16 protein-coding genes are annotated in these 19204 nt (G+C 69.2%); 9 read left to right on the forward strand and 7 right to left on the reverse strand.

Annotated elements, in window-relative coordinates; translation table 11 throughout:
- Nucleotides 1-48 precede the first annotated feature (48 nt).
- The 5 genes from ACI2LP_RS09700 (at nt 49) to ACI2LP_RS09720 (ending at nt 4740) form a co-directional block, all read left to right on the forward strand.
- Entirely contained in the window at nt 49-735 is a 687-nt protein-coding gene (locus ACI2LP_RS09700; protein ID WP_404723980.1) for a response regulator, read from the forward strand.
- A 141-nt stretch (nt 736-876) separates the two neighbouring features.
- Complete coding sequence (locus ACI2LP_RS09705) at nt 877-2232, forward strand: extracellular solute-binding protein (RefSeq protein ID WP_404724434.1); 1356 nt, start codon at nt 877-879, stop codon at nt 2230-2232.
- Complete coding sequence (locus ACI2LP_RS09710; protein WP_404723981.1) at nt 2229-3095, forward strand: carbohydrate ABC transporter permease; 867 nt, start codon at nt 2229-2231, stop codon at nt 3093-3095. Before ACI2LP_RS09705 ends, ACI2LP_RS09710 begins: the two co-directional genes overlap by 4 nt.
- Entirely contained in the window at nt 3095-3919 is an 825-nt protein-coding gene (locus tag ACI2LP_RS09715) for a carbohydrate ABC transporter permease (RefSeq protein WP_404723982.1), read from the forward strand. The genes ACI2LP_RS09710 and ACI2LP_RS09715 overlap by 1 nt, the downstream gene beginning before the upstream one ends.
- Nucleotides 3920-4128: 209 nt before the next feature.
- The gene (locus tag ACI2LP_RS09720; RefSeq protein WP_404724435.1) at nt 4129-4740 is read left to right on the forward strand and encodes an XRE family transcriptional regulator; all 612 of its coding nucleotides are present in this window, start codon (nt 4129-4131) and stop codon (nt 4738-4740) included.
- A 33-nt stretch (nt 4741-4773) separates the two neighbouring features.
- Here ACI2LP_RS09720 and ACI2LP_RS09725 read toward each other — a convergent pair whose 3' ends face one another.
- Together ACI2LP_RS09725 and ACI2LP_RS09730 are read right to left on the reverse strand one after the other, a co-directional pair.
- Nucleotides 4774-5775 (reverse strand): RICIN domain-containing protein, encoded by a 1002-nt coding sequence (locus ACI2LP_RS09725; RefSeq protein ID WP_404723983.1) that lies wholly within the window; start codon nt 5773-5775, stop codon nt 4774-4776.
- Between the two features lie 210 nt (nt 5776-5985).
- Nucleotides 5986-7011 carry a 6-phosphofructokinase gene (locus ACI2LP_RS09730; protein WP_404723984.1) on the reverse strand — a complete coding sequence of 342 codons (1026 nt, stop codon included), beginning with the start codon at nt 7009-7011 and terminating at the stop codon, nt 5986-5988.
- 302 nt (nt 7012-7313) lie between these two features.
- Here ACI2LP_RS09730 and pta point away from each other — a divergent pair, with 302 nt between their 5' ends.
- From pta to pyk, 3 genes are all read left to right on the forward strand, one after another.
- Nucleotides 7314-9395, forward strand: a complete 2082-nt coding sequence (gene pta / locus ACI2LP_RS09735) for a phosphate acetyltransferase (protein WP_404723985.1) — start codon at nt 7314-7316, stop codon at nt 9393-9395.
- A complete protein-coding gene (locus ACI2LP_RS09740; protein WP_404723986.1) occupies nt 9392-10606 on the forward strand; it encodes an acetate kinase in 1215 nt (404 codons plus the stop codon). Before pta ends, ACI2LP_RS09740 begins: the two co-directional genes overlap by 4 nt.
- An 88-nt stretch (nt 10607-10694) precedes the next feature.
- Nucleotides 10695-12125: a pyruvate kinase gene (gene pyk / locus ACI2LP_RS09745; protein WP_404723987.1), complete on the forward strand. Its 1431-nt coding sequence runs from the start codon at nt 10695-10697 to the stop codon at nt 12123-12125.
- A gap of 91 nt (nt 12126-12216) precedes the next feature.
- Here pyk and ACI2LP_RS09750 read toward each other — a convergent pair whose 3' ends face one another.
- From ACI2LP_RS09750 to ACI2LP_RS09765, 4 genes are all read right to left on the reverse strand, one after another.
- A complete protein-coding gene (locus ACI2LP_RS09750) occupies nt 12217-13521 on the reverse strand; it encodes a hypothetical protein (RefSeq protein WP_404723988.1) in 1305 nt (434 codons plus the stop codon).
- On the reverse strand, nt 13484-14038 hold the full coding sequence (locus ACI2LP_RS09755) for a DUF6114 domain-containing protein (RefSeq protein ID WP_404723989.1): 555 nt from the start codon (nt 14036-14038) through the stop codon (nt 13484-13486). Before ACI2LP_RS09755 ends, ACI2LP_RS09750 begins: the two co-directional genes overlap by 38 nt.
- Before the next feature lie 97 nt (nt 14039-14135).
- Nucleotides 14136-14792 (reverse strand): DUF6230 family protein, encoded by a 657-nt coding sequence (locus ACI2LP_RS09760; protein ID WP_404723990.1) that lies wholly within the window; start codon nt 14790-14792, stop codon nt 14136-14138.
- Nucleotides 14793-15446: 654 nt separating this feature from the next.
- The gene (locus ACI2LP_RS09765; protein ID WP_404723991.1) at nt 15447-16415 is read right to left on the reverse strand and encodes a tetratricopeptide repeat protein; all 969 of its coding nucleotides are present in this window, start codon (nt 16413-16415) and stop codon (nt 15447-15449) included.
- 230 nt (nt 16416-16645) lie between these two features.
- Between ACI2LP_RS09765 and ACI2LP_RS09770 the strand changes: the two genes are divergently transcribed.
- On the forward strand, nt 16646-17293 hold the full coding sequence (locus tag ACI2LP_RS09770) for a TetR/AcrR family transcriptional regulator (RefSeq protein WP_404724436.1): 648 nt from the start codon (nt 16646-16648) through the stop codon (nt 17291-17293).
- A gap of 187 nt (nt 17294-17480) precedes the next feature.
- Here the strand turns inward: ACI2LP_RS09770 and ACI2LP_RS09775 are convergent, their stop codons facing one another.
- On the reverse strand, nt 17481-19181 hold the full coding sequence (locus ACI2LP_RS09775; RefSeq protein WP_404723992.1) for a methylmalonyl-CoA mutase: 1701 nt from the start codon (nt 19179-19181) through the stop codon (nt 17481-17483).
- Nucleotides 19182-19204: the final 23 nt, after the last annotated feature.

A 19204-nucleotide genomic window follows, 5' to 3' on the forward strand; every position in this document is an offset into this window, starting at 1 on the left:
CAGGGCCACGATCCGCGCCCGCGCGCAGCGCACCACGGAGGTGGCCAGGTGAGCGACACCCTCATCAGAGTTCTGGTCGTCGAGGACGACCCCGTCGCCGCCGACGCACACGCCCTCTATGTCCGTCGCGTCGCCGGTTTCGACGTCGCCGGGGTCGCGCACTCGCGGTCCGAAGCCGTGCGGCTGCTGGAGCGGACCGCGGTCGATCTGCTGCTGCTGGACCTCTATCTGCCCGACGGGCACGGCCTCCATCTCGTACGGTCCCTCCGTGCCGCCGGGCACTCCGCCGACGTCATCGCCGTCACCTCCGCCCGCGACCTCGCGATCGTCCGCGAGGGCGTCTCCCTCGGCGTCGTCCAGTACGTCCTGAAGCCGTTCACCTTCGCCACCCTCCGCGACCGTCTCACCCGGTACGCCGAGTTCCGCGCCGCCGCCGGTGAGGCCAGCGGCCAGGACGAGGTGGACCGCGCGCTCGGCGCGCTGCGCGCACCCCAGGTCGGGGGTCTGCCCAAGGGACTGAGCGCCCCGACGCTGGCCGCGGTGACCCGTACCCTGCGCGCATCCGCCGCCGGGCTCACCGCAACCGAGGCCGCCGCGGCCGTCGGGATCTCGCGGATCACCGCGCGCCGCTATCTGGAGCATCTGGTCACCGAGGGCCGCGCCGCACGCGCCCCGCAGTACGGACAGATCGGGCGCCCCGAGCTCCAGTACCGCTGGAAGCCGGCCCGCCGCTAGGCCCTGTCCGGCCAATCAGGCCGGGCTGACCGACCGGACAGGACCTGGCCAACGACCTTGGCTTGCATGGGGATTGACCTTGGTCACGGGCAGTCCTACGTTCTCGGGGCAGCCCTCACGGCTGAAGAGGAGGTCGTGCCCGTGCGCCCCACCGCCCCGCTCTTATTCCTCGTCACCACGCTCGCCGCCGGTTCGCTCACCGCCTGCGGCTCCGGCTCCGGAAGCAGCGCCGACACCGTCAAGGTCGCCTACAACCGCTCGACCGACAACAACATCCGCTTCAAGGACCAGTTCCTGGAGTCGATGAAGAAGCAGTTCGAGAAGGACCACCCGGGCAAGAAGGTCAAACTCGTCCCGATCCAGGCGCCGGACAACGACTACGCCACCAAGGCACAGCAGATGATGCGGTCCTCCAAGACCGCGCCCGACCTGGTCTACGAGGACACCTTCCGGATCAACTCCGACATCAAGGCCGGGTATCTGAAGCCGCTCGACGACTACATCGGCACGTGGGCGGTGTGGAGCCAGTTCGCCGACACGGCGAAGGCCGCGGCCAAGGCCGAGGACGGCAGGACGTACGGCATCCCGGACGGCACGGACACCCGCGGCCTCTGGTTCAACAAGGAGATCTTCGCCAAGGCCGGCCTGCCCGCGAACTGGCAGCCGAGGAGCTGGGCCGAGATCCTCACCGCCGCCCGCACCATCAAGCAGAAGGTCCCCGGCGTCATCCCGCTCAATGTCTACACCGGCAAGGGAGTCGGCGAGGCGGCCGTGATGCAGGGCTTCGAGATGCTGGCGTACGGCACCGGCGCCGACCCCCTCTACGACCCGGCCGCCAAGAAGTGGGTGACGGGCAGCAAGGGCTTCAGGGACGCGCTCGACTTCGTACGGACGGTGTACGCGCAAAAGCTCGGCCCCGACGTCTCCGACGCCCTCGACCCGAACGTCAACACCCGTGTGGCCACCGAGTTTCTGCCCGAGGGCAAGCTGGCGATCGCACTCGACGGATCGTGGATGGGCCAGAACTGGGTGAACAAGGGCCCCAAGGCGTGGCCCGACTGGGAGCAGAAGCTCGGCCGGGCCCCGATGCCGACACAGAACGGTCAGGCCCCCGGCAAGGTGTCGATGTCCGGCGGCTGGACCTGGGCGATCCCGCAGAAGTCCAAGAACGCGGATCTGGCCTGGGAGTTCATCAAGACGATGCAGACCAGGGCGAACGCGGTCGAGTGGACGATCGTCGACGCCCAGATCGCGGTACGCAAGGACGTCGCCGCCGATCCGAGGTATCTCAGGTCGATGCCGGGCATCGACTTCTTCACCGGGCTCGTGCAGTACACGCACTACCGGCCCGCGCTGCCCGTCTATCCGCAGGTCTCCTCGGCCATCGGCGAGGCGATGGAGAAGGTGACCACGGGTGACGCTTCGGCAAAGGACGCGGCGAAGGCGTACGACGACCAGCTGAAGACCATCGTCGACGGCGCGGTCGTCACCAGGTGAGCACGGAGCGAAGGTGGCCCTGGCGGTGGGCGCCGATCGCCCCCGCCACCCTCCTGCTGCTGCTCTTTCTGGCCGGCCCGATCGGCTACTGCGTCTGGATCGCCTTCACCGACACCCAGCTGACGGGCGCGTCCGGCTCCGGCTTCGTGGGCCTGGACAACTTCCGCCGGGCGTTCGCGGACGACGACTTCCGTAACGCCGTCTGGCTCACCCTCGTCTTCACCTTTGTCTCGGCGGTGCTCGGCCAGAACACCCTTGGCCTGGCGCTGGCCGGTCTGATGAGGGCCGCGTCCCGTCCCGTACGGACCCTCACCGGCACCCTGGTGATCACCGCCTGGGTGCTGCCGGAGATCGTCGCAGCGTTCTTGCTGTACACCTTCTTCCGCCGCGAGGGGACGCTGAACGCCCTGCTCGACTGGCTCCATCTGCCCTCCCAGAACTGGCTGTTCACGCTGCCGATCCTGGCCGTGTCCTTCGCCAACGTCTGGCGCGGGACCGCCTTCTCGATGCTCATCTACTCGGCCGCGCTCGCCGAGATCCCGCGCGAGATCACGGAGGCGGCGGAGGTCGACGGGGCGAGCGGCCCTCGTCGTGTCTGGCACATCACGCTGCCGATGATCCGCCGCTCCATCGGCACGAATCTGATGCTGAACACGCTCTCCACGCTGTCGGTCTTCGGACTGATCTGGGCGATGACGCGGGGCGGACCCGGCAACCGCAGCCAGACGCTGCCGGTGTTCATGTACGACCAGGCGTTCCTGAAGAGCCTGATCGGCTACGGCACGGCGGTGGCGCTGCTGCTTCTGCTGGTGGGCTCGCTCTTCTCGGTCGTCTATCTGCGTCTGATGAAGGTGGAGCTGTGATGCGCCGGACCACCCGGACCCGGCTCACGGCCGACGCCGCCCTGCTGCTGACCGCGGCGGCCTTCGCGCTGCCGCTGATCTGGCTGGTGCTGGCCTCGCTGGACACGGAGGCGGACCTGCGCCTGCGAGCCCCTTCGGCGGTCACCGCGGACAACTTCGACGCGGTGCTGACCGACGAGATCACCTTCACGCCGATGCTCAACAGCCTGCTGCTGTGCGGCGGCGCGACCCTGCTGACGGTGGTCTGCGCGGCGCTCGCCGCGTATCCGCTCTCGCGCCACCAGTCGCGCTGGGGGCGCTCGTATCTGCTGACGATCCTGTTCACGACCTGCCTGCCGATCACCGCGATCATGGTCCCGGTCTACGGCCTGTTCGTACAGGTCGATCTGATCGACACGATGTACGGCACGGGTCTCTTCCTCGCCGCCTCCTCCCTGCCGTTCGCCATCTGGCTGATGAAGAACTTCATGGACGGCGTCCCGGTGGTATTGGAGGAGGCGGCCTGGACGGACGGCGCGTCGAGTCTGCAGACGCTGGTCAAGGTGGTGCTGCCGCTGATGGGGCCGGGGCTGACCGTGGTGACGATCTACACCTTCATCCAGCTCTGGGGGAATTTCTTCGTACCGTTCATGCTGATCCTGAGCCCCGAGCAACTGCCCGCGTCCGTCTCGATCTTCACCTTCTTCGGCAACTACGGCTCGGTGATCTACGGCCAGCTCGCGGCGTTCTCGATCCTGTACTCGGCGCCGGTGCTGGTGCTGTACGTGCTGATCGCCCGCAGGCTGGGCGGCGGCTTCGCGCTGGGTGGCGCGGTCAAGGGTTGACGGCCGGGCATCCCCTCGGCACAGTGATCCCTCACGCGACGTTACCAAACGGTAGCGATCAGCTCATACCTTCCTACGACAAGTCGCGTTGGGTGAACACACCGTAGTCGCCGCGCCTCTTCGCCCTCTAGCGTGGCCGCGTGCAGCACCACACCCCGTCCCCGCCCTTCAATGCCCCCGCCGCGCGCCGACTGCGCGAGGCCCTCGGTATGGCTCCCGGCCATGTCGCGTACGGTCTGCGCGCGCAGTACGGGCTCCACGTCTCACCCGACACGGTGGTCTCCTGGGAACGGGGGCTCGCCGCTCCCGGCTCGCGTGAACTCACCGCGCTCGCCGGGGTGTTGTGGTGTGCGCCGACCGATCTGCTCACCGAGGCGACCACCCTGCGCGAACACCGGATGTCGCGCGGGTTCGCGCCCGACGACCTGGCGCGGCGGGTGGGCATGGAGGCGGGTGCGTATCTGCGCATGGAGCAGACCGGGCGCTGGCGCGGCAATGAGCGGCAGACGACCCTGCTCGCCGAGGTGCTGGACCTGGGGCCGCGCGAGCTGCTGATGGCCACTGGGCGGGACCCCGAGCTCGCGGAGGTGCTGCGGGACGCGGTGAAGGCGCGCTGGCAGGCGTATGTGCGCCCGGTGGCGAAGATGCTGCCGATGGACCGGGAGCACATCGAGGACGTGCTGGAACAGCTGCACTCGGAGTACCAGTCCCGGATGGTGGCGACGCTCAGCTGGGGCCCGGCCTCTCAGGACACCGGTGAGCCGGGCCGGGAGTTCCTGGACCGGATCGTCGAGCACTTCTGGGCGCTGGCCCGCGCTTAGGCCCTGGCGGGGCGCGCCGCGCTCGGGCGCCCGCTACGGCGTACCTGCCTCGCGCTCGAACGCGAACAGCTGGCCCTTCCCGTCCTCCGTGCAGGCCAGCTGGCGTATCTCGGCGCCAGACCTGGTGACGGCGTTCTCCACCCCGGCGCAGAGGCCGGTGTGCACAGGCCGCAGCCGGTAGCCACGTACCGGCGTGCCCACCGGCTCGAAGCGGAAGGCCTCGGCCGGGCCACGCTTGCCGCACTCCTGGTCCTCGACGGGGGCGCCGATCTCCGTCGACTTCTCCATGACGCCGGTGCAGCCCTCGCCGTACGTCTTGTGGAAGGTCACGATCCGCCAGCCGGGCCCGACCTGCTTCAGGGAGAAGCGCGGGATGGTGCCGGGGGCGCACGGCTGCTGGTAGAGCTGACCGTTCTGCCCGCCGTCCTCCGCCAGGCACAGCCCCGAGTGAACGGCCCTGATCTGCAGGCGCCCGGGCCGGGGAGGGCCCGGCGGCAGGTAGGTCACCGGCTTCTCCGTCTTCGCCGCGCTCGGCCGCTGTTTCCTGCCCTCCTCCTTCGACGCGTCGGAGTCGCGGGTCGCGAGCGTCACCGCCAGCGCGGCCACACCCAGCACCGCGACGGCCGACGGCAGCACGGCGCGGACCAGCCAGGGCCTGCGCGGCTGTGCCGGCGGCGGCTCCTCGGCACCGGGGCCCGGCTCCATGTCGCCGACGTCGTACTCAGGCACCTCAAGGGACTGCCGTTCCCGCCGGGCGAGCTCCTTGCGGACGCGCAGCCAGGTCTCGGTCGCCCCGGGGCCGCAGCCGCAGGCGCGCGCAAAAGCCGCCACCAGTTCCTCGCGCGGCACCGTGGAGCGGCTGAGCATATTGGCGACGGTCGAGCGCGGCAGTACGTCACCGGCAGCGTCGGCCCGGGCCGTCAACTCCCGGTAGGTCAGGCCCGACCACTCCTTGAGCGCCTGCATCTGGGCGACGAACTCGGCCGAGTTCTGGGCCAGTTCCGGATCCGGAGCGCTCTGCCCGGCTGAGGCCATACGTCCCTCCCTCTCCACTTCACACGTGCTGGGACAGAGCTGGGACATGTCCCGGACACGGAACAGCCTTGTCATTCACGCCACTTCGCTCAAGAGTGATCTGCGCCATCCGCGGCGGAAAGGGACGGGGGAAGCGCGAGTGGCCTTGATCGCCCACGGGGGTGCGATCAAGGCCACTAGGCCCTGTCCGGGGACCTCGCAGGCGCAGGGTCAGAAGACCGACTCCGCCTCCAGCATCCGGTTCCCCGGCACGGTCTTCAGCCGGGTGACCGCCTGCGCCAACGGCACCATCAGCACGTCCGTGCCGCGCAGCGCGGTCATCATCCCGAACTCCCCGCGGTGCACCGCCTCCACCGCATGCCAGCCGAAGCGCGTCGCGAGCACCCGGTCGTACGCCGTCGGCGTGCCACCGCGCTGCACATGCCCGAGGATCACCGGCCGCGCCTCCTTGCCGAGCCGCCTCTCCAGCTCCGACGCGAGGCGGTTGCCGATCCCCTGGAAACGCTCGTGGCCGTACTGGTCGATCTCGCCCTTCCCGTAGTCCATCGAGCCCTCGGCCGGGTGCGCTCCCTCCGCGACGCAGATGACCGCGAACTTCTTGCCGCGCGAGAAACGCTCCTCGATCATCTTCATCAGGTCCTCGACCTGGAAGGGCCGCTCGGGCAGACAGATGCCGTGCGCACCGCCCGCCATTCCCGACTCCAGCGCGATCCAGCCCGCGTGCCGGCCCATGACCTCGACGACCATCACGCGCTGGTGCGACTCCGCGGTGGTCTTGAGGCGGTCGATGGCCTCCGTGGCGACCGTGACGGCGGTGTCGAAGCCGAAGGTGCGGTCGGTGGACGAGATGTCGTTGTCGATGGTCTTCGGTACGCCGACGACGGGCATCCCGGCGTCGGCGAGCATCCGGGACGCGGTGAGCGTGCCCTCGCCGCCGATCGGGATGAGCGCGTCCAGGTCGTACTTCTTCGCCAACTCCGAAGCGTTCTCGGCGGCTTCACGCAGCCTGGACCGCTCCAGGCGGGTGGAGCCGAGGATCGTGCCGCCGCGGGCGAGGATGCCGCTGACCGCGTTGAGGTCGAGCATGCGGTAGTGGCCGTCCAGCAGCCCCCTGAACCCGTCCTCGAAACCGATGACTTCATCGCCGTGGCCGGTGAGGGCGCGGTGCACAACCGACCGGATCACTGCGTTCAGGCCGGGACAGTCGCCGCCTGCCGTGAGAACTCCGATGCGCATTGTGCTGTGTCTCCTGCCCGTCAGTGGTACACGTGAGCCCGGATTCGATTGTTCCACGGGCCTCGGGGAACCCGCGCTCCCAGCCGCTGCGCCTACTGGGCCGGACGACGCTTGGCGCTCGCTCGCGGGGCCCTTGGATCCGACCCCGTCCGGCGGGCGCCCTAACCACCCGCGGAGGTACTGTCAAGAGGGCAGCGCCGCCCCGAGCGGATTTTTTGTATACACCACCTTACGCACGACCATATGGCCCCTTTGTGCGGAACACCCATTCCGTACGCGACAGCATGGACGGGAGAGGACACGTGACGCGCAGCGTGTACGTGACCGGGATCGACCGCGGGGACGGCCGGCAGGTCGTCGAGCTGGGAGTCATGGAGCTCCTGACCCGCCAGGTGGACCGGGTGGGCGTCTTCCGGCCACTGGTGCACGACGGACCTGACCGGCTGTTCGACCTGCTGCGGACCCGCTACCGGCTGTCGCAGGACCCCGCGTCGGCCTGCGGCATGGACTATCACGAGGCCGCGGCCCTGCAGGCCGAGAAGGGCACCGACGAGCTGGTCTCCTGGATCGTCGAGCGCTTTTTGCATGTCGCCCGGGACTACGAGATCGTGCTCGTACTCGGCACGGACTACTCCGGCACCCAGCTTCCCGACGAGCTCGCGCTCAATGCCCGGCTCGCCAACGAGTTCGGCGCCTCGGTGATCGCGGTGGTCGGCGGCAAGGGACAGACGGCCGAGGCGGTACGGGCCGAGACACGCAACGCCCACCGCGCGTACGAAGCCCTGGGCTGCAATGTTCTCGCCATGGTCGTCAACCGGGTCGCCCCCGCGGAGCGCGAGACCATCGTCGAGCGGCTGACGGCCCGCCTCCCGGTCCCCTGCTACGCGCTGCCCGACGAGCCGGCACTCGCGGCCCCCACGGTCGCCCAGATCACCCACGCCCTGGGCGGCACCGTGCTGCTCGGCGACGACTCGGGCCTGGCCCGGGACGCGCTCGACTTCGTCTTCGGCGGCGCGATGCTGCCGAACCTCCTGAACGCTCTGACTCCCGGCTGCATGGTCGTCACCCCCGGCGACCGCGCCGATATCGTGGTGGGCGCGCTGGCCGCGCACTCGGCGGGCACCCCACCCATCGCGGGCATACTGCTGACGCTGAACGAGCGGCCGACCGAGGAGATCCTGACGCTCGCCGCCCGGCTCGCACCCGGCACCCCGGTGGTCTCCGTCCCCGGCAACAGCTTCCCGACCGCGACCGAACTCTTCGGCCTCGAAGGCAAGTTGAACGCCTCCACGCCGCGCAAGGCGGAGACGGCGCTCGGCCTGTTCGAGCGCCATGTCGACACCGGCGAACTGCTGGCCCGGCTCGCGGTGGCCCGCAGTGGCCGGGTCACCCCGATGATGTTCGAGCACGACCTCCTCGAGCAGGCCCGCGCCCACCGCCGCCGCGTCGTGCTCCCCGAGGGCACCGAGGAGCGGGTCCTGCGCGCCGCCGATGTGCTGGCGCGCCGCGACGTCTGCGATCTGACCCTGCTCGGGGACACCGAGATCATCCGCAAGAAGGCCGCCGACCTGGGTATCGACCTCGGCGGCAGCCGGCTGATCGACCCGCAGACCTCCGAGCTGCGCCAGCGCTTCGCGGAGCGGTACGCGCAGCTGCGCGCCCACAAGGGCGTGACGGTGGAGCTGGCGTACGACGTCGTGGCGGACGTGAACTACTTCGGCACGCTGATGGTCCAGGAGGGCCTGGCCGACGGCATGGTGTCGGGCGCGGTGCACTCCACGGCCGCGACGATCCGCCCGGCCTTCGAGATCATCAAGACTAAGCCGGACGCCTCGATCGTCTCGTCCGTCTTCTTCATGTGCCTCGCCGACAGAGTGCTGGTGTACGGCGACTGCGCCGTCAACCCCGACCCGAACGCCGAGCAGCTCGCGGACATCGCGGTCCAGTCGGCGGCGACGGCGGCCCGTTTCGGCGTGGAGCCGCGGATCGCGATGCTCTCCTACTCCACCGGCACCTCCGGCTCCGGCGCCGATGTCGACAAGGTGCGCGAGGCGACCAAGCTGGTGCGCGAGGCGCGCCCGGATCTGCGGATCGAGGGCCCGATCCAGTACGACGCGGCCGTCGCGCCGTCCGTCGCCGCGACAAAGCTGCCGGACTCCGAGGTGGCGGGCCGGGCGACGGTGCTGATCTTCCCCGACCTCAACACCGGCAACAACACCTACAAGGCCGTGCAGCGCTCGGCCGGTGCCGTGGCGGTCGGGCCGGTGCTGCAGGGTCTGCGCAAGCCGGTGAACGATCTGTCGCGCGGCGCGCTCGTCAGCGACATCGTCAACACGGTCGCGATCACCGCGATCCAGGCCCAGGGTCAGGAGCTCCCCGCATGACCGCCACTCGTGTCCTCGTACTCAACTCCGGTTCCTCGTCGGTGAAGTACCAGCTTCTGGACATGCGCGACGCCTCCCGGCTGGCCGTCGGGCTCGTCGAGCGCATCGGCGAGGAGACATCGCGTCTTGTGCACACCCCGCTGACCGGCGGCGCCGGCAAGCGCGAGCGCATCGGCTCGATCGCGGATCACAGCGCGGCCCTGAAGGCGGTCGCCGAGGAGCTGACGCAGGACGGGCTCGGCCTCGACTCCCCCGAACTGGCCGCCATCGGCCACCGGGTGGTGCACGGCGGGCTGAAGTTCACGGCCCCGACGCTCATCACCGACGAGGTGATGGCGGAGATCGAGCGGCTGATCCCGGTCGCTCCGCTGCACAACCCGGCGAACATCACGGGCATCCGTACCGCCCAGGCGCTGCGCCCGGACCTGCCGCAGGTCGCGGTCTTCGACACCGCGTTCCACACCACGATGCCGGAGTCGGCCGCCCGCTACGCCATCGACATCGAGACGGCGGACGCCCACCGGATCCGCCGCTACGGCTTCCACGGCACCTCGCACGCGTATGTCTCCCGCCGGACCGCGGCCCTGCTCGGCAAGGACCCGTCCGAGGTGAACGTCATCGTGCTGCACCTGGGCAACGGCGCATCCGCGTCGGCGGTGGCCGGCGGCCGGTGCGTGGACACCTCGATGGGGCTGACGCCGCTGGAGGGCCTGGTGATGGGCACCCGCTCCGGTGACATCGACCCCGCGGTCACGTTCCACCTCAAGCGGGTCGCGGGAATGTCGGCGGACGATATCGACGAACTTCTCAACAAGAAGAGCGGCCTGCTGGGTCTGTGCGGTGACAACGACATGCGGGAGATCCGCCGCCGGATCGACGAGGGCGACGAGCGGGCGCGGCTCGCCTTCGAGATCTACATCCACCGTCTGAAGAAGTACATCGGTGCCTACTACGCGGTACTCGGCAGGGTGGACGCGATCGCCTTCACCGCCGGGGTCGGTGAGAACGCGGCGCCGGTGCGCGAGGCTGCCATCGCCGGCCTGGAGGAGCTGGGGATGACGCTGGACCCGGAGCTCAACGCCGAGCGCTCAGACCGGGCACGGATCATCTCGGCGGCTTCCGCACGGGTCGCGGTGGCAGTGGTACCGACGGATGAGGAAATGGAGATCGCCCGGCAGACCTTCGCTCTGGTCGCCCCCGAGGGTGCATAAAGGGCCCACGCCTGAGCGGCGGCCCGCCCATTTGTACATTCCACCAGACGGAATATTCCCCATAGAAACAAACCGATAGGATCGCCTTATGCGCCGTTCCAAAATCGTCTGCACACTGGGCCCCGCCGTCGACTCGTACGATCAGCTGAAGCTGCTCATCGAGGCCGGTATGAACGTGGCCCGTTTCAATATGAGCCACGGGACCCACGCTGAGCACGAGGAGCGGTATCACCGCGTCCGCCAGGCGTCCGAGGACACCGGCCGGGCGGTCGGCGTGCTCGCCGACCTCCAGGGCCCCAAGATCCGTCTGGAAACCTTCGCCGAGGGGCCGGTCGAACTGGTCCGCGGCGACGAGTTCACCATCACCACAGAGGATGTCGAGGGCAACAAGTCCATCTGCGGCACCACGTACAAGGGCCTGCCCGGGGATGTCTCCAAGGGCGACCAGATCCTGATCAACGACGGCAACGTCGAGCTGCGCGTCGTCGAGGTCGTGGGTCCGCGCGTGAAGACCATCGTCGTCGAGGGCGGCGTGATCTCCGACCACAAGGGCATCAACCTGCCCGGCGCGGCGGTCAATGTCCCGGCGCTGTCCGAGAAGGACGTCGAGGACCTCCGCTTCGCCCTGCGGATGGGCTGCGACCTGGTCGCGCTCTCCTTCGTACGGGACGCGAGCGACGTCAAGGACGTCCACAAGGTGATGGACGAGGAGGGCCGCCGCGTCCCCGTCATCGCCAAGGTGGAGAAGCCGCAGGCCGTCGAGAACATGCAGGACGTCGTGATGGCGTTCGACGGCGTGATGGTCGCGCGCGGCGACCTGGCCGTCGAGTACCCGCTCGAGAAGGTCCCGATGGTGCAGAAGCGCCTCATCGAGCTCTGTCGCCGCAACGCCAAGCCCGTGATCGTCGCGACCCAGATGATGGAGTCGATGATCACCAACTCCCGCCCGACGCGCGCCGAGGCGTCGGACGTGGCGAACGCGATCCTGGACGGCGCGGACGCCGTCATGCTCTCCGCCGAGTCCTCGGTCGGCGCCTACCCGATCGAGACCGTCAAGACGATGTCGAAGATCGTGGTCGCGGCGGAGGAGGAGCTGCTCTCCAAGGGCCTCCAGCCGCTGGTCCCGGGCAAGAAGCCGCGTACGCAGGGTGGTTCGGTGGCCCGCGCCGCCTGCGAGATCGCGGACTTCCTCGGCGGCAAGGCCCTGGTCGCCTTCACCCAGTCGGGAGACACGGCCCGCCGGCTCTCCCGCTACCGCGCGGAGCAGCCGATCCTGGCCTTCACGACGGACGAGTCCACGCGTAACCAGATGACTCTCAGCTGGGGCGTGGAGTCCTTCCTCGCACCGTTCGTGGAGACGACGGACGCGATGGTGGACCTGGTCGATGCGGCGCTGCTGAAGCTGCAGCGCTTCAACGAGGGCGACACCATGATCATCACGGCGGGGTCGCCGCCCGGTGTTCCGGGGACGACGAACATGGTGCGGGTGCACCACTTGGGCGGCGTCGACGCGAAGTAGGGCCACGCGCCTGCAGAGATGGGCAGCCACACGACTGCGGGCCGCACCCCCGAGGGTGCGGCCCACAGCCCTTTCCGCGGCTCCCGGAAGATCAGATGCTGCCACCGGTGAAGTAGTTGTGCAGGCCCGGCACCGTCAGCGTCCCGCCGAACTGGCCCGCCTGCGTCACCTTCACGTTGGTGAAGAAGGCGAAGGGGACATTCAGCGGCGGAGGCGTCTGTGGGCTGAACGTGATCGGGATGAGGCCGAAGAGGTTGCCCTTCAGCTCCTCCGTGTACATCGTCACCGTGCCGTTGCGGATCGTCGAGGTGGAGCCCTTCCTCGCCTCGACGTGCGAGGTGGTGCCCTTCGGGCCGACCACCAGCTGGTGCAGGTCCTTGATGTCCACGCCCGAAGCCGTGAACTTCAGTACCTTCTTGACCTTGCCGCTGCCCGTCTTCACCTCGACGATGCCCTTGTAGTCCAGGCCCGTCAGGGTCAGCTTCGAGCTCTCAAGGATCCACGGGTCGTCCGGGAGCAGCGGGATGCCCTGCTCCATGTCCGCTGCGGCCATGGCCTTGGGGTCCGACGTCGGACACGGGAAGCGCGGCTTGGCGCCGTCCGGGATGTCCTCGTCCTTCTTGGGGTCGAGTCCCTTGACCGCGTCGTCGAGTTCCTCGGTCGTAGCCCCGGCCTTGTCCGCCGCGTCCTTGATGGCGTCCTTGGCCTTGTCCGCCGTCCCGTCGACCGGGTCGGCGGGCTTGGTGGACGGCTTCTCGGAGGGAGTCGCGGACGGCTTCGCCGTCGGCTCCTCGGTCGGCTTGGCGGTCTCGGACGCGGTCGCGGTCGGCGTGGGGCTGGCCGTGGGCTCCTTGTCGGGGCCGTCGAACAGGTCCTTGAGCGCGTCGCCGAGACCCAGCGGGTCCAGCGGGTTCTTGGTCTCGGTCGCGCTCGGCGTCGCCTGCGCGACGGGCGCCTCGGTCTCCGCGGTCTTGCCCGCGTCGGCGGCCGACGGCGTCTCGGACGGCTTCGGCTCGTCCTTGTCACCGGCCGACTCGCTCGCGGTCGGTTCGGGCTTCTCCGACGGCGACTCGGACGGCTTCGCCGAGTCGGAAGGCTTCGGGGACTCGGACTCCGCGGGCTCGTCCGACCGGGTCACACACGGCCCGGGGGCGAACGGAATGTCCTTGTCCTCGGCCAGTGCCAGCTTCGGGGTGAGCCCCATGCCCACGAACACAGCGGTCGGCATCGCAGCCAGGGCTATTGCCTTGCCGGCCGGCATCTGGAGTTTGGTCAGCAGCGACTTGCGGGGGGCCGCGTGCCGCGGCCCCTTTCTCGGCTGCGTGCCATCGCCTCCAGCCGTGGTCAGCGGTGTGACATCACCCGGCACTGTTCCTCCCGCCGTTGCCTTCGTCATTGGTCTTGTGCGTGTCCACGCCGTACGTGTCCCACTGCTCCGCTACGGGTGCCTCTGCGGGATCGGGCGTGGGCGCCGACTCCTTGGCCGGGGCCGGCTGGGCGACAGGCTTCTTCTCCGGCACCCACGAGAGCGCGAGTGCCCCGCCGATGAGGGAGAACAGGAAGCCGATCACGAAGCCGCCCAGGTTGGCGATCGGAATCGAGATCAGTGCCAGCAAAATCGTGGCAACACCCGCAAATACCCTGACGATGGGGTGGAACCAGAGCGTCAGACCCAGCGTGACCAACAGCACGCCGATGATCAGCGAGCCCGCGCCCGCGGTCGTCGACATGGAGAGCGTCATGTGGCCGAGCTTGAAGCTCGCGTACGGGAAGTAGGCGATGGGGATTCCGCCGAGCACGGTGAACAGACCCGCCCAGAAGGGCCGCTGCCCCCGCCAGGTGCGGAAGCCCCGCCGAATGACGCGAAGGTAGTGCTCGTCCCGCCCCGGTGACACTGCAGACTCGGCGCTCATGGAAAACAGCTCCCTGGAACTGGCGTTGCTCTGTGAAGAAGAAGGCGGGCGGGCGAGGCTGCCACAGGCTTCCCCGCCCGCCCTGACGGGATGACCGTCAGTAACACTCGATGCCGGCGCCCGAGCCCTTGAGCAGGCGCATGCTCAGACCGCTGAGCTTGAAGGTGCCGGCGGTGGTCGCCCACGCCTTCTGCTCGACACCGTCGAGCTCCGCGACCTCGGCCTGCTGCGCGAACCCGTTCTCGAGGTAGTTCTCGCGCGGCTTGATCTCGGGGCCCTTGCCGCCCTTGGACGCGGCCGTGTCCCTGGCCGCGACGCCGATGTCGATGTTGGTGAACGTCGCATCGGCGTCCAGCTCGGAGACGTCGAGGTAGAGGTTCTTCGCCTGAACCGCTTCCTTGTCGCCGGCCTTCAGCTTCAGGGTGACTTTGCCGACGAACGGCACATCGGTCACCACGGACTGGCACATGTTGTTGATCGTGGCGTTCTGGAACGACGAGATCGCCACCGGGTGCGCGGTCTTCGCGTCACCCTTGACGTCGGCGTACCCCATGTCCACGCCGCCGTACTGCGCGAAGCCATGGCCCGTGAGGTGACCGGCCTTGACCTTGAACTCCTGGCCGGACACAGCGAAGGACGCTGCGAGCGCTCCCTGTGCCAGACCGACGCCTATCGCAGCCGTTGCGGCCACACTCGGCACCATGACAAGGGCGAACCGCTTCCATCTGGTTCCGCCCCGAGTCACTGACTCCATGACTTTCCTCCTTCTCGGACGTACATCTCCGGTCCGGACCCTCAGGTCCGGCCTGGGATGGGAGAAGTGCTACGTCCTCGGGAAGGAGAGCGCCTGTACTTTCAGGCGCTTGCTGCGTCCGAAACACCGGCGATCACCCCCGAGCGACAACCACTGGTCGCGCCTGACGCATCACGCACAACCTGCCGGACAGGCCCTGCTGTTGCGCAGGAACCCCCCTGTCCGCGACCGGCGCCACTGCCGCCGGTCGGCTCGGTGGGGACCCAAACCCCGCGGCACGGCTGGGGGCCGGGCTGGTGCGGTATTGGACCGAGCGTGGCCGATCGTGGTCCATTCCCGGCTGCGGCACAAGAGGCTTCGTTACCCACTAGTAACGGCCTGATAACCACGCCACGACCGGCTGATGTCGGGTGGCCACGCAGGGTGGAACCAGGGGGTAACCAGGAGGAGGAAATTGCCGCCAATATGCGGACAGAACATACGGGTTGATTTACTGCGAGTAACAGCGCGTGCGATTGCCAAGTTTTGGTAAAGCAGAACCGCGTTTTGTCACTGTGTCGCCAAAACGGCGGCGGCATCCTACAGACGCCGCCGCCGCAAATCCGTCACACCAGGCGGAACCGTGCGTTCCACACAAGCGCTTCAAACATCCGATCAGAAGAGCACTCGTGCCAGCGCCGAGCGCGCCGCCGTCACTCTCGGATCGTCCGGACCGACGACCTCGAAGAGCTCCAGCAGCCGCACCCGCGCCGCGTCCCGGTCCTCGCCCACGGTGCGGCGCACCGCCTCGACGAGCCGGCCGAACGCGTCCTCCACATGACCGCCGACCAGGTCGAGGTCGGCCGCGGCGATCTGCTTCGCCACGTCGGACGGGTTCTCGGCGGCCTCCTGGCGCACCTTCTGCGGGTCCATGTCCGTCACCCTGGCCAGCAGTTCGGCCTGGGCGAGGCCCAGCTTGGCCTCACTGTTGCCGGGGTCGTCGGAGAGCACGTTCTTGTACGCCTGGACGGCGCCGCCGAAGTCGCCCGCGTCCAGCGCCTGTACGGCCGCCTCCAGCAGGGCGTCGTACGGACCCACCGGCACCGCGGCGGGGGCCGGCTCGGCCGACGCGTCCGGGTCGACCGTGACACCGGTCAGACCGAAGCGCTCCTCGGCGACCTGAATCAGCTGGTCGAGCGTCTGGCGGATCTGCGCCTCCGGGGCCGCGCCCTGGAAGAGCGGCAGCGCCTGCCCCGCCACCACCGCGAAGACGGCCGGGATGCCCTGGATCCCGAACTGCTGCATCAGCATCTGGTTGGCGTCGACATCGACCTTGGCCAGCACGAAGCGGCCGTTGTACTCGGTGGCCAGCCGCTCGAGGAGCGGGCTGAGCTGCTTGCACGGCTCGCACCATTCGGCCCAGAAGTCGATGACGACCGGGACCTCGGTGGAGCGTTGGAGGACGTCGCGCTCGAAGGCGGCCTCATCGACGTCGATCACGAGGCTGGCAGAAGACACGGCACCGCCGCCGCCCTGCCGGGCGGACTCGGCCCGGGCCTGCTCCGCCTTGGCCTTGGCCTCACCGGCCGCCTTCACCGCGGCAAGGTCGACGACGCCGCTCATGGACATGTTCCTAGGCTGCATGAGTACATCCTCCCCCTTCCGCGCGCGCATGTGAAAAGTGCGGCCAAAAGCCCACCGCACTGGCAAGAATGTTCGGTACCGGGTCCCCACCCGGCGCCTGTGGTTGTCGCTGCGAGTGCCCCGGCTTTCGCCCAGCTTTTCGCTACGGGTCGTAGCGTAACTGGAGGAGGCCGCACGCGTGTGAGATTCCTCCGGTGAACTGGCTCACAGCGAATCGCCTACCGGCCGGTATGGTCGGCCGCATGTGCAGCCACACCCGCCCCAAATCCCTGCGTACGGGTCGTACGGGACGGCCTCGCAGCATCGAGGCCGACACCGCGATCCTGGAGGCGACGCGCGCGGCGCTCGTGGAGCTGGGCTGGTCGAAGCTGACGATGGGGGACGTGGCCACCCGCGCGGGAGTCGCCAAGACGACCCTCTACCGGCGCTGGGCGAACAAGAACGAGCTCGTCGTCGACGCCGTCGCCGTCCTCTTCGACGAGCTCGAACTCCCCGACCTCGGAAGCCTGATGGCCGATGTGGAGGGGGTGGTGCTGCAGTTCGCGGCCCTGCTCGCCCGGCCCGAGGCCAAGACGGCGCTGATGGCGGTGGTCGCGGAGTCGACGCGGGACGACGCGCTGCGCAGCCGTATCCGCTCGACGATCGTGGACCGCCAGAAGCGCCTGGTACTGGAGGGCCGCGCCCGCGCGCAGGCCCGCGGCGAGCTTCCGTACGAGGAGGACGCGGAGGCGGCGGGGCGCAATGCGGATCTGATCTTCGATGTGATCGCGGGAGCGGTGGTGCACCGGGCGCTGGTCAGCGCGGAGCCGGTGGACGAGGAGTGGGCCCGAAGCTTTACGACGCTGCTGGTGTCGGGGCTTGCCTCACTGGAGAACTGACGCCTGAACCGGCGGACAGGGCCACGGGGGCCGAACGGGTGCCGGGCGCGGGCTCGCCACGTACGGCCGACGCGGCGTCGCCCACAGCGGCTGGACGCCACCGCGGGCCCGCCCGGGCGCAACGCCCGGCTCGGGCTGTCGCACAGCCGGCGGGGCGCATCGCGCGCCCCGCCGGCCGGACAGTCCGTCAGAAGCCGGGCGGCTCCGTGTACGTGCCCCACTCGTCCCGGAGCGCGTCGCAGATCTCGCCCAGCGTGGCCTCGGCCCGCACCGCCTCCAGCATCGGCTCGATCATGTTCGAGCCGTCCCGCGCCGCGGCCAGCATCGCGTCCAGCGAGGACCGCACGCGTGCGTCGTCCCGCTTGCCCTTGCGTTCGCCGAGCTCCCGGACCTGCTCCCACTCCACCTCGTGGCTGACCCGCAGGATCTCCAGATCGCCGGTGACCGACCCGTGGTGGACATTGACGCCGACGACCCGCTTGTCGCCCTTCTCCACGGACTGCTGGTAGCGGAAGGCCGACTCGGCGATCTCGCCGGTGAACCAGCCGTCCTCGATGCCGCGCAGGATGCCGGAGGTGATCGGGCCGATGGGGTGCCGGCCGTCCGGATGCACCCGGCGGCCGCGCTCCTTGATCTGGTCGAAGATCTTCTCGGCGTCGGCCTCGATGCGGTCGGTGAGCTGCTCGACGTACCACGAACCGCCCAGCGGGTCGGCGACGTTGGCGACGCCGGTCTCCTCCATCAGCACCTGCTGGGTGCGCAGGGCGATCTCCGCAGCCTGCTCGCTGGGGAGTGCGAGGGTCTCGTCCAGGGCGTTGGTGTGCAGGGAGTTGGTGCCGCCGAGCACCGCGGAGAGCGCCTCCACCGCGGTGCGCACGACGTTGTTGTACGGCTGCTGCGCGGTGAGCGAGACGCCTGCGGTCTGGGTGTGGAAGCGCAGCCACTGCGCCTTGTCGGTCTGCGCGCCGTACACCTCCTTCATCCAGCGCGCCCAGATCCGGCGTGCCGCACGGAACTTGGCGATCTCCTCGAAGAAGTCGAGGTGCGCGTCGAAGAAGAAGGACAGGCCGGGCGCGAAGGTGTCCACGTCCAGGCCGCGGCTCAGGCCCAGCTCGACGTAGCCGAAGCCGTCGGCGAGCGTGTACGCGAGCTCCTGCGCGGCCGTCGCGCCCGCCTCGCGGATGTGGTAGCCGGAGACCGACAGCGGCTTGTACGCGGGGATGCCCTGCGCGCAGTGCTCCATCAGGTCGCCGATCAGACGCAGATGCGGCTCGGGCTGGAAGAGCCACTCCTTCTGCGCGATGTACTCCTTGAAGATGTCCGTCTGCAGCGTGCCGTTGAGCACGGCGGGGTCGATGCCCTGGCGCTCGGCGGCGACGAGATACATGCAGAAGACGGGCACGGCGGGCCCGCTGATCGTCATCGAGGTCGTGACATCGCCGAGCGGGATGTCCTTGAACAGGACCTCCATGTCCGCGGCGGAGTCGATGGCCACACCGCAGTGACCGACCTCGCCGAGCGAGCGCGGGTCGTCGGAGTCGCGGCCCATCAGGGTCGGCATGTCGAAGGCGACGCTCAGACCACCGCCGCCCGCCGCGAGGATCATCTTGTACCGCTCGTTGGTCTGCTCGGCGTTGCCGAAGCCGGCGAACTGGCGGATGGTCCAGGTGCGGCCGCGGTAGCCGGTCGGGTGCAGGCCACGAGTGAAGGGGTACTCCCCCGGCCAGCCGATCCGCTCGAAGCCCTCGTAGGCGTCCCCGGGCCGGGGCCCGTAGACCGGCTCCACCGGGTCCCCGGAGAGCGTGGTGAAGTCCGCGTCCCGCTTGCGGGCCTTGTCATAACGGGCCTGCCAGCGTCGGCGGCCTTCCTCGATGGCGTCAGCGTCCATGCCTACGAATTTACTAGGACGTC

Origin of the sequence: Streptomyces sp. NPDC019890 (assembly GCF_044903445.1) — a bacterium.
In the GTDB taxonomy this organism is placed as follows: Bacteria; Actinomycetota; Actinomycetes; order Streptomycetales; family Streptomycetaceae; genus Streptomyces.

Bases quoted from the DNA above. Each gene is read 5' to 3' on its own strand.
- ACI2LP_RS09725 (WP_404723983.1), bottom strand. From the start codon at position 5,775: ATGGCCTCAGCCGGGCAGAGCGCTCCGGATCCGGAACTGGCCCAGAAC.
- ACI2LP_RS09760 (WP_404723990.1), bottom strand. From the start codon at position 14,792: ATGGAGTCAGTGACTCGGGGCGGAACCAGATGGAAGCGGTTCGCCCTT.
- ACI2LP_RS09755 (WP_404723989.1), bottom strand. From the start codon at position 14,038: ATGAGCGCCGAGTCTGCAGTGTCACCGGGGCGGGACGAGCACTACCTT.
- ACI2LP_RS09730 (WP_404723984.1), bottom strand. From the start codon at position 7,011: ATGCGCATCGGAGTTCTCACGGCAGGCGGCGACTGTCCCGGCCTGAAC.
- ACI2LP_RS09715 (WP_404723982.1), top strand. From the start codon at position 3,095: ATGCGCCGGACCACCCGGACCCGGCTCACGGCCGACGCCGCCCTGCTG.
- ACI2LP_RS09750 (WP_404723988.1), bottom strand. From the start codon at position 13,521: ATGACGAAGGCAACGGCGGGAGGAACAGTGCCGGGTGATGTCACACCG.
- ACI2LP_RS09765 (WP_404723991.1), bottom strand. From the start codon at position 16,415: ATGCAGCCTAGGAACATGTCCATGAGCGGCGTCGTCGACCTTGCCGCG.
- ACI2LP_RS09775 (WP_404723992.1), bottom strand. From the start codon at position 19,181: ATGGACGCTGACGCCATCGAGGAAGGCCGCCGACGCTGGCAGGCCCGT.
- ACI2LP_RS09740 (WP_404723986.1), top strand. From the start codon at position 9,392: ATGACCGCCACTCGTGTCCTCGTACTCAACTCCGGTTCCTCGTCGGTG.
- pyk (WP_404723987.1), top strand. From the start codon at position 10,695: ATGCGCCGTTCCAAAATCGTCTGCACACTGGGCCCCGCCGTCGACTCG.
- ACI2LP_RS09720 (WP_404724435.1), top strand. From the start codon at position 4,129: ATGGCTCCCGGCCATGTCGCGTACGGTCTGCGCGCGCAGTACGGGCTC.
- ACI2LP_RS09770 (WP_404724436.1), top strand. From the start codon at position 16,646: ATGGTCGGCCGCATGTGCAGCCACACCCGCCCCAAATCCCTGCGTACG.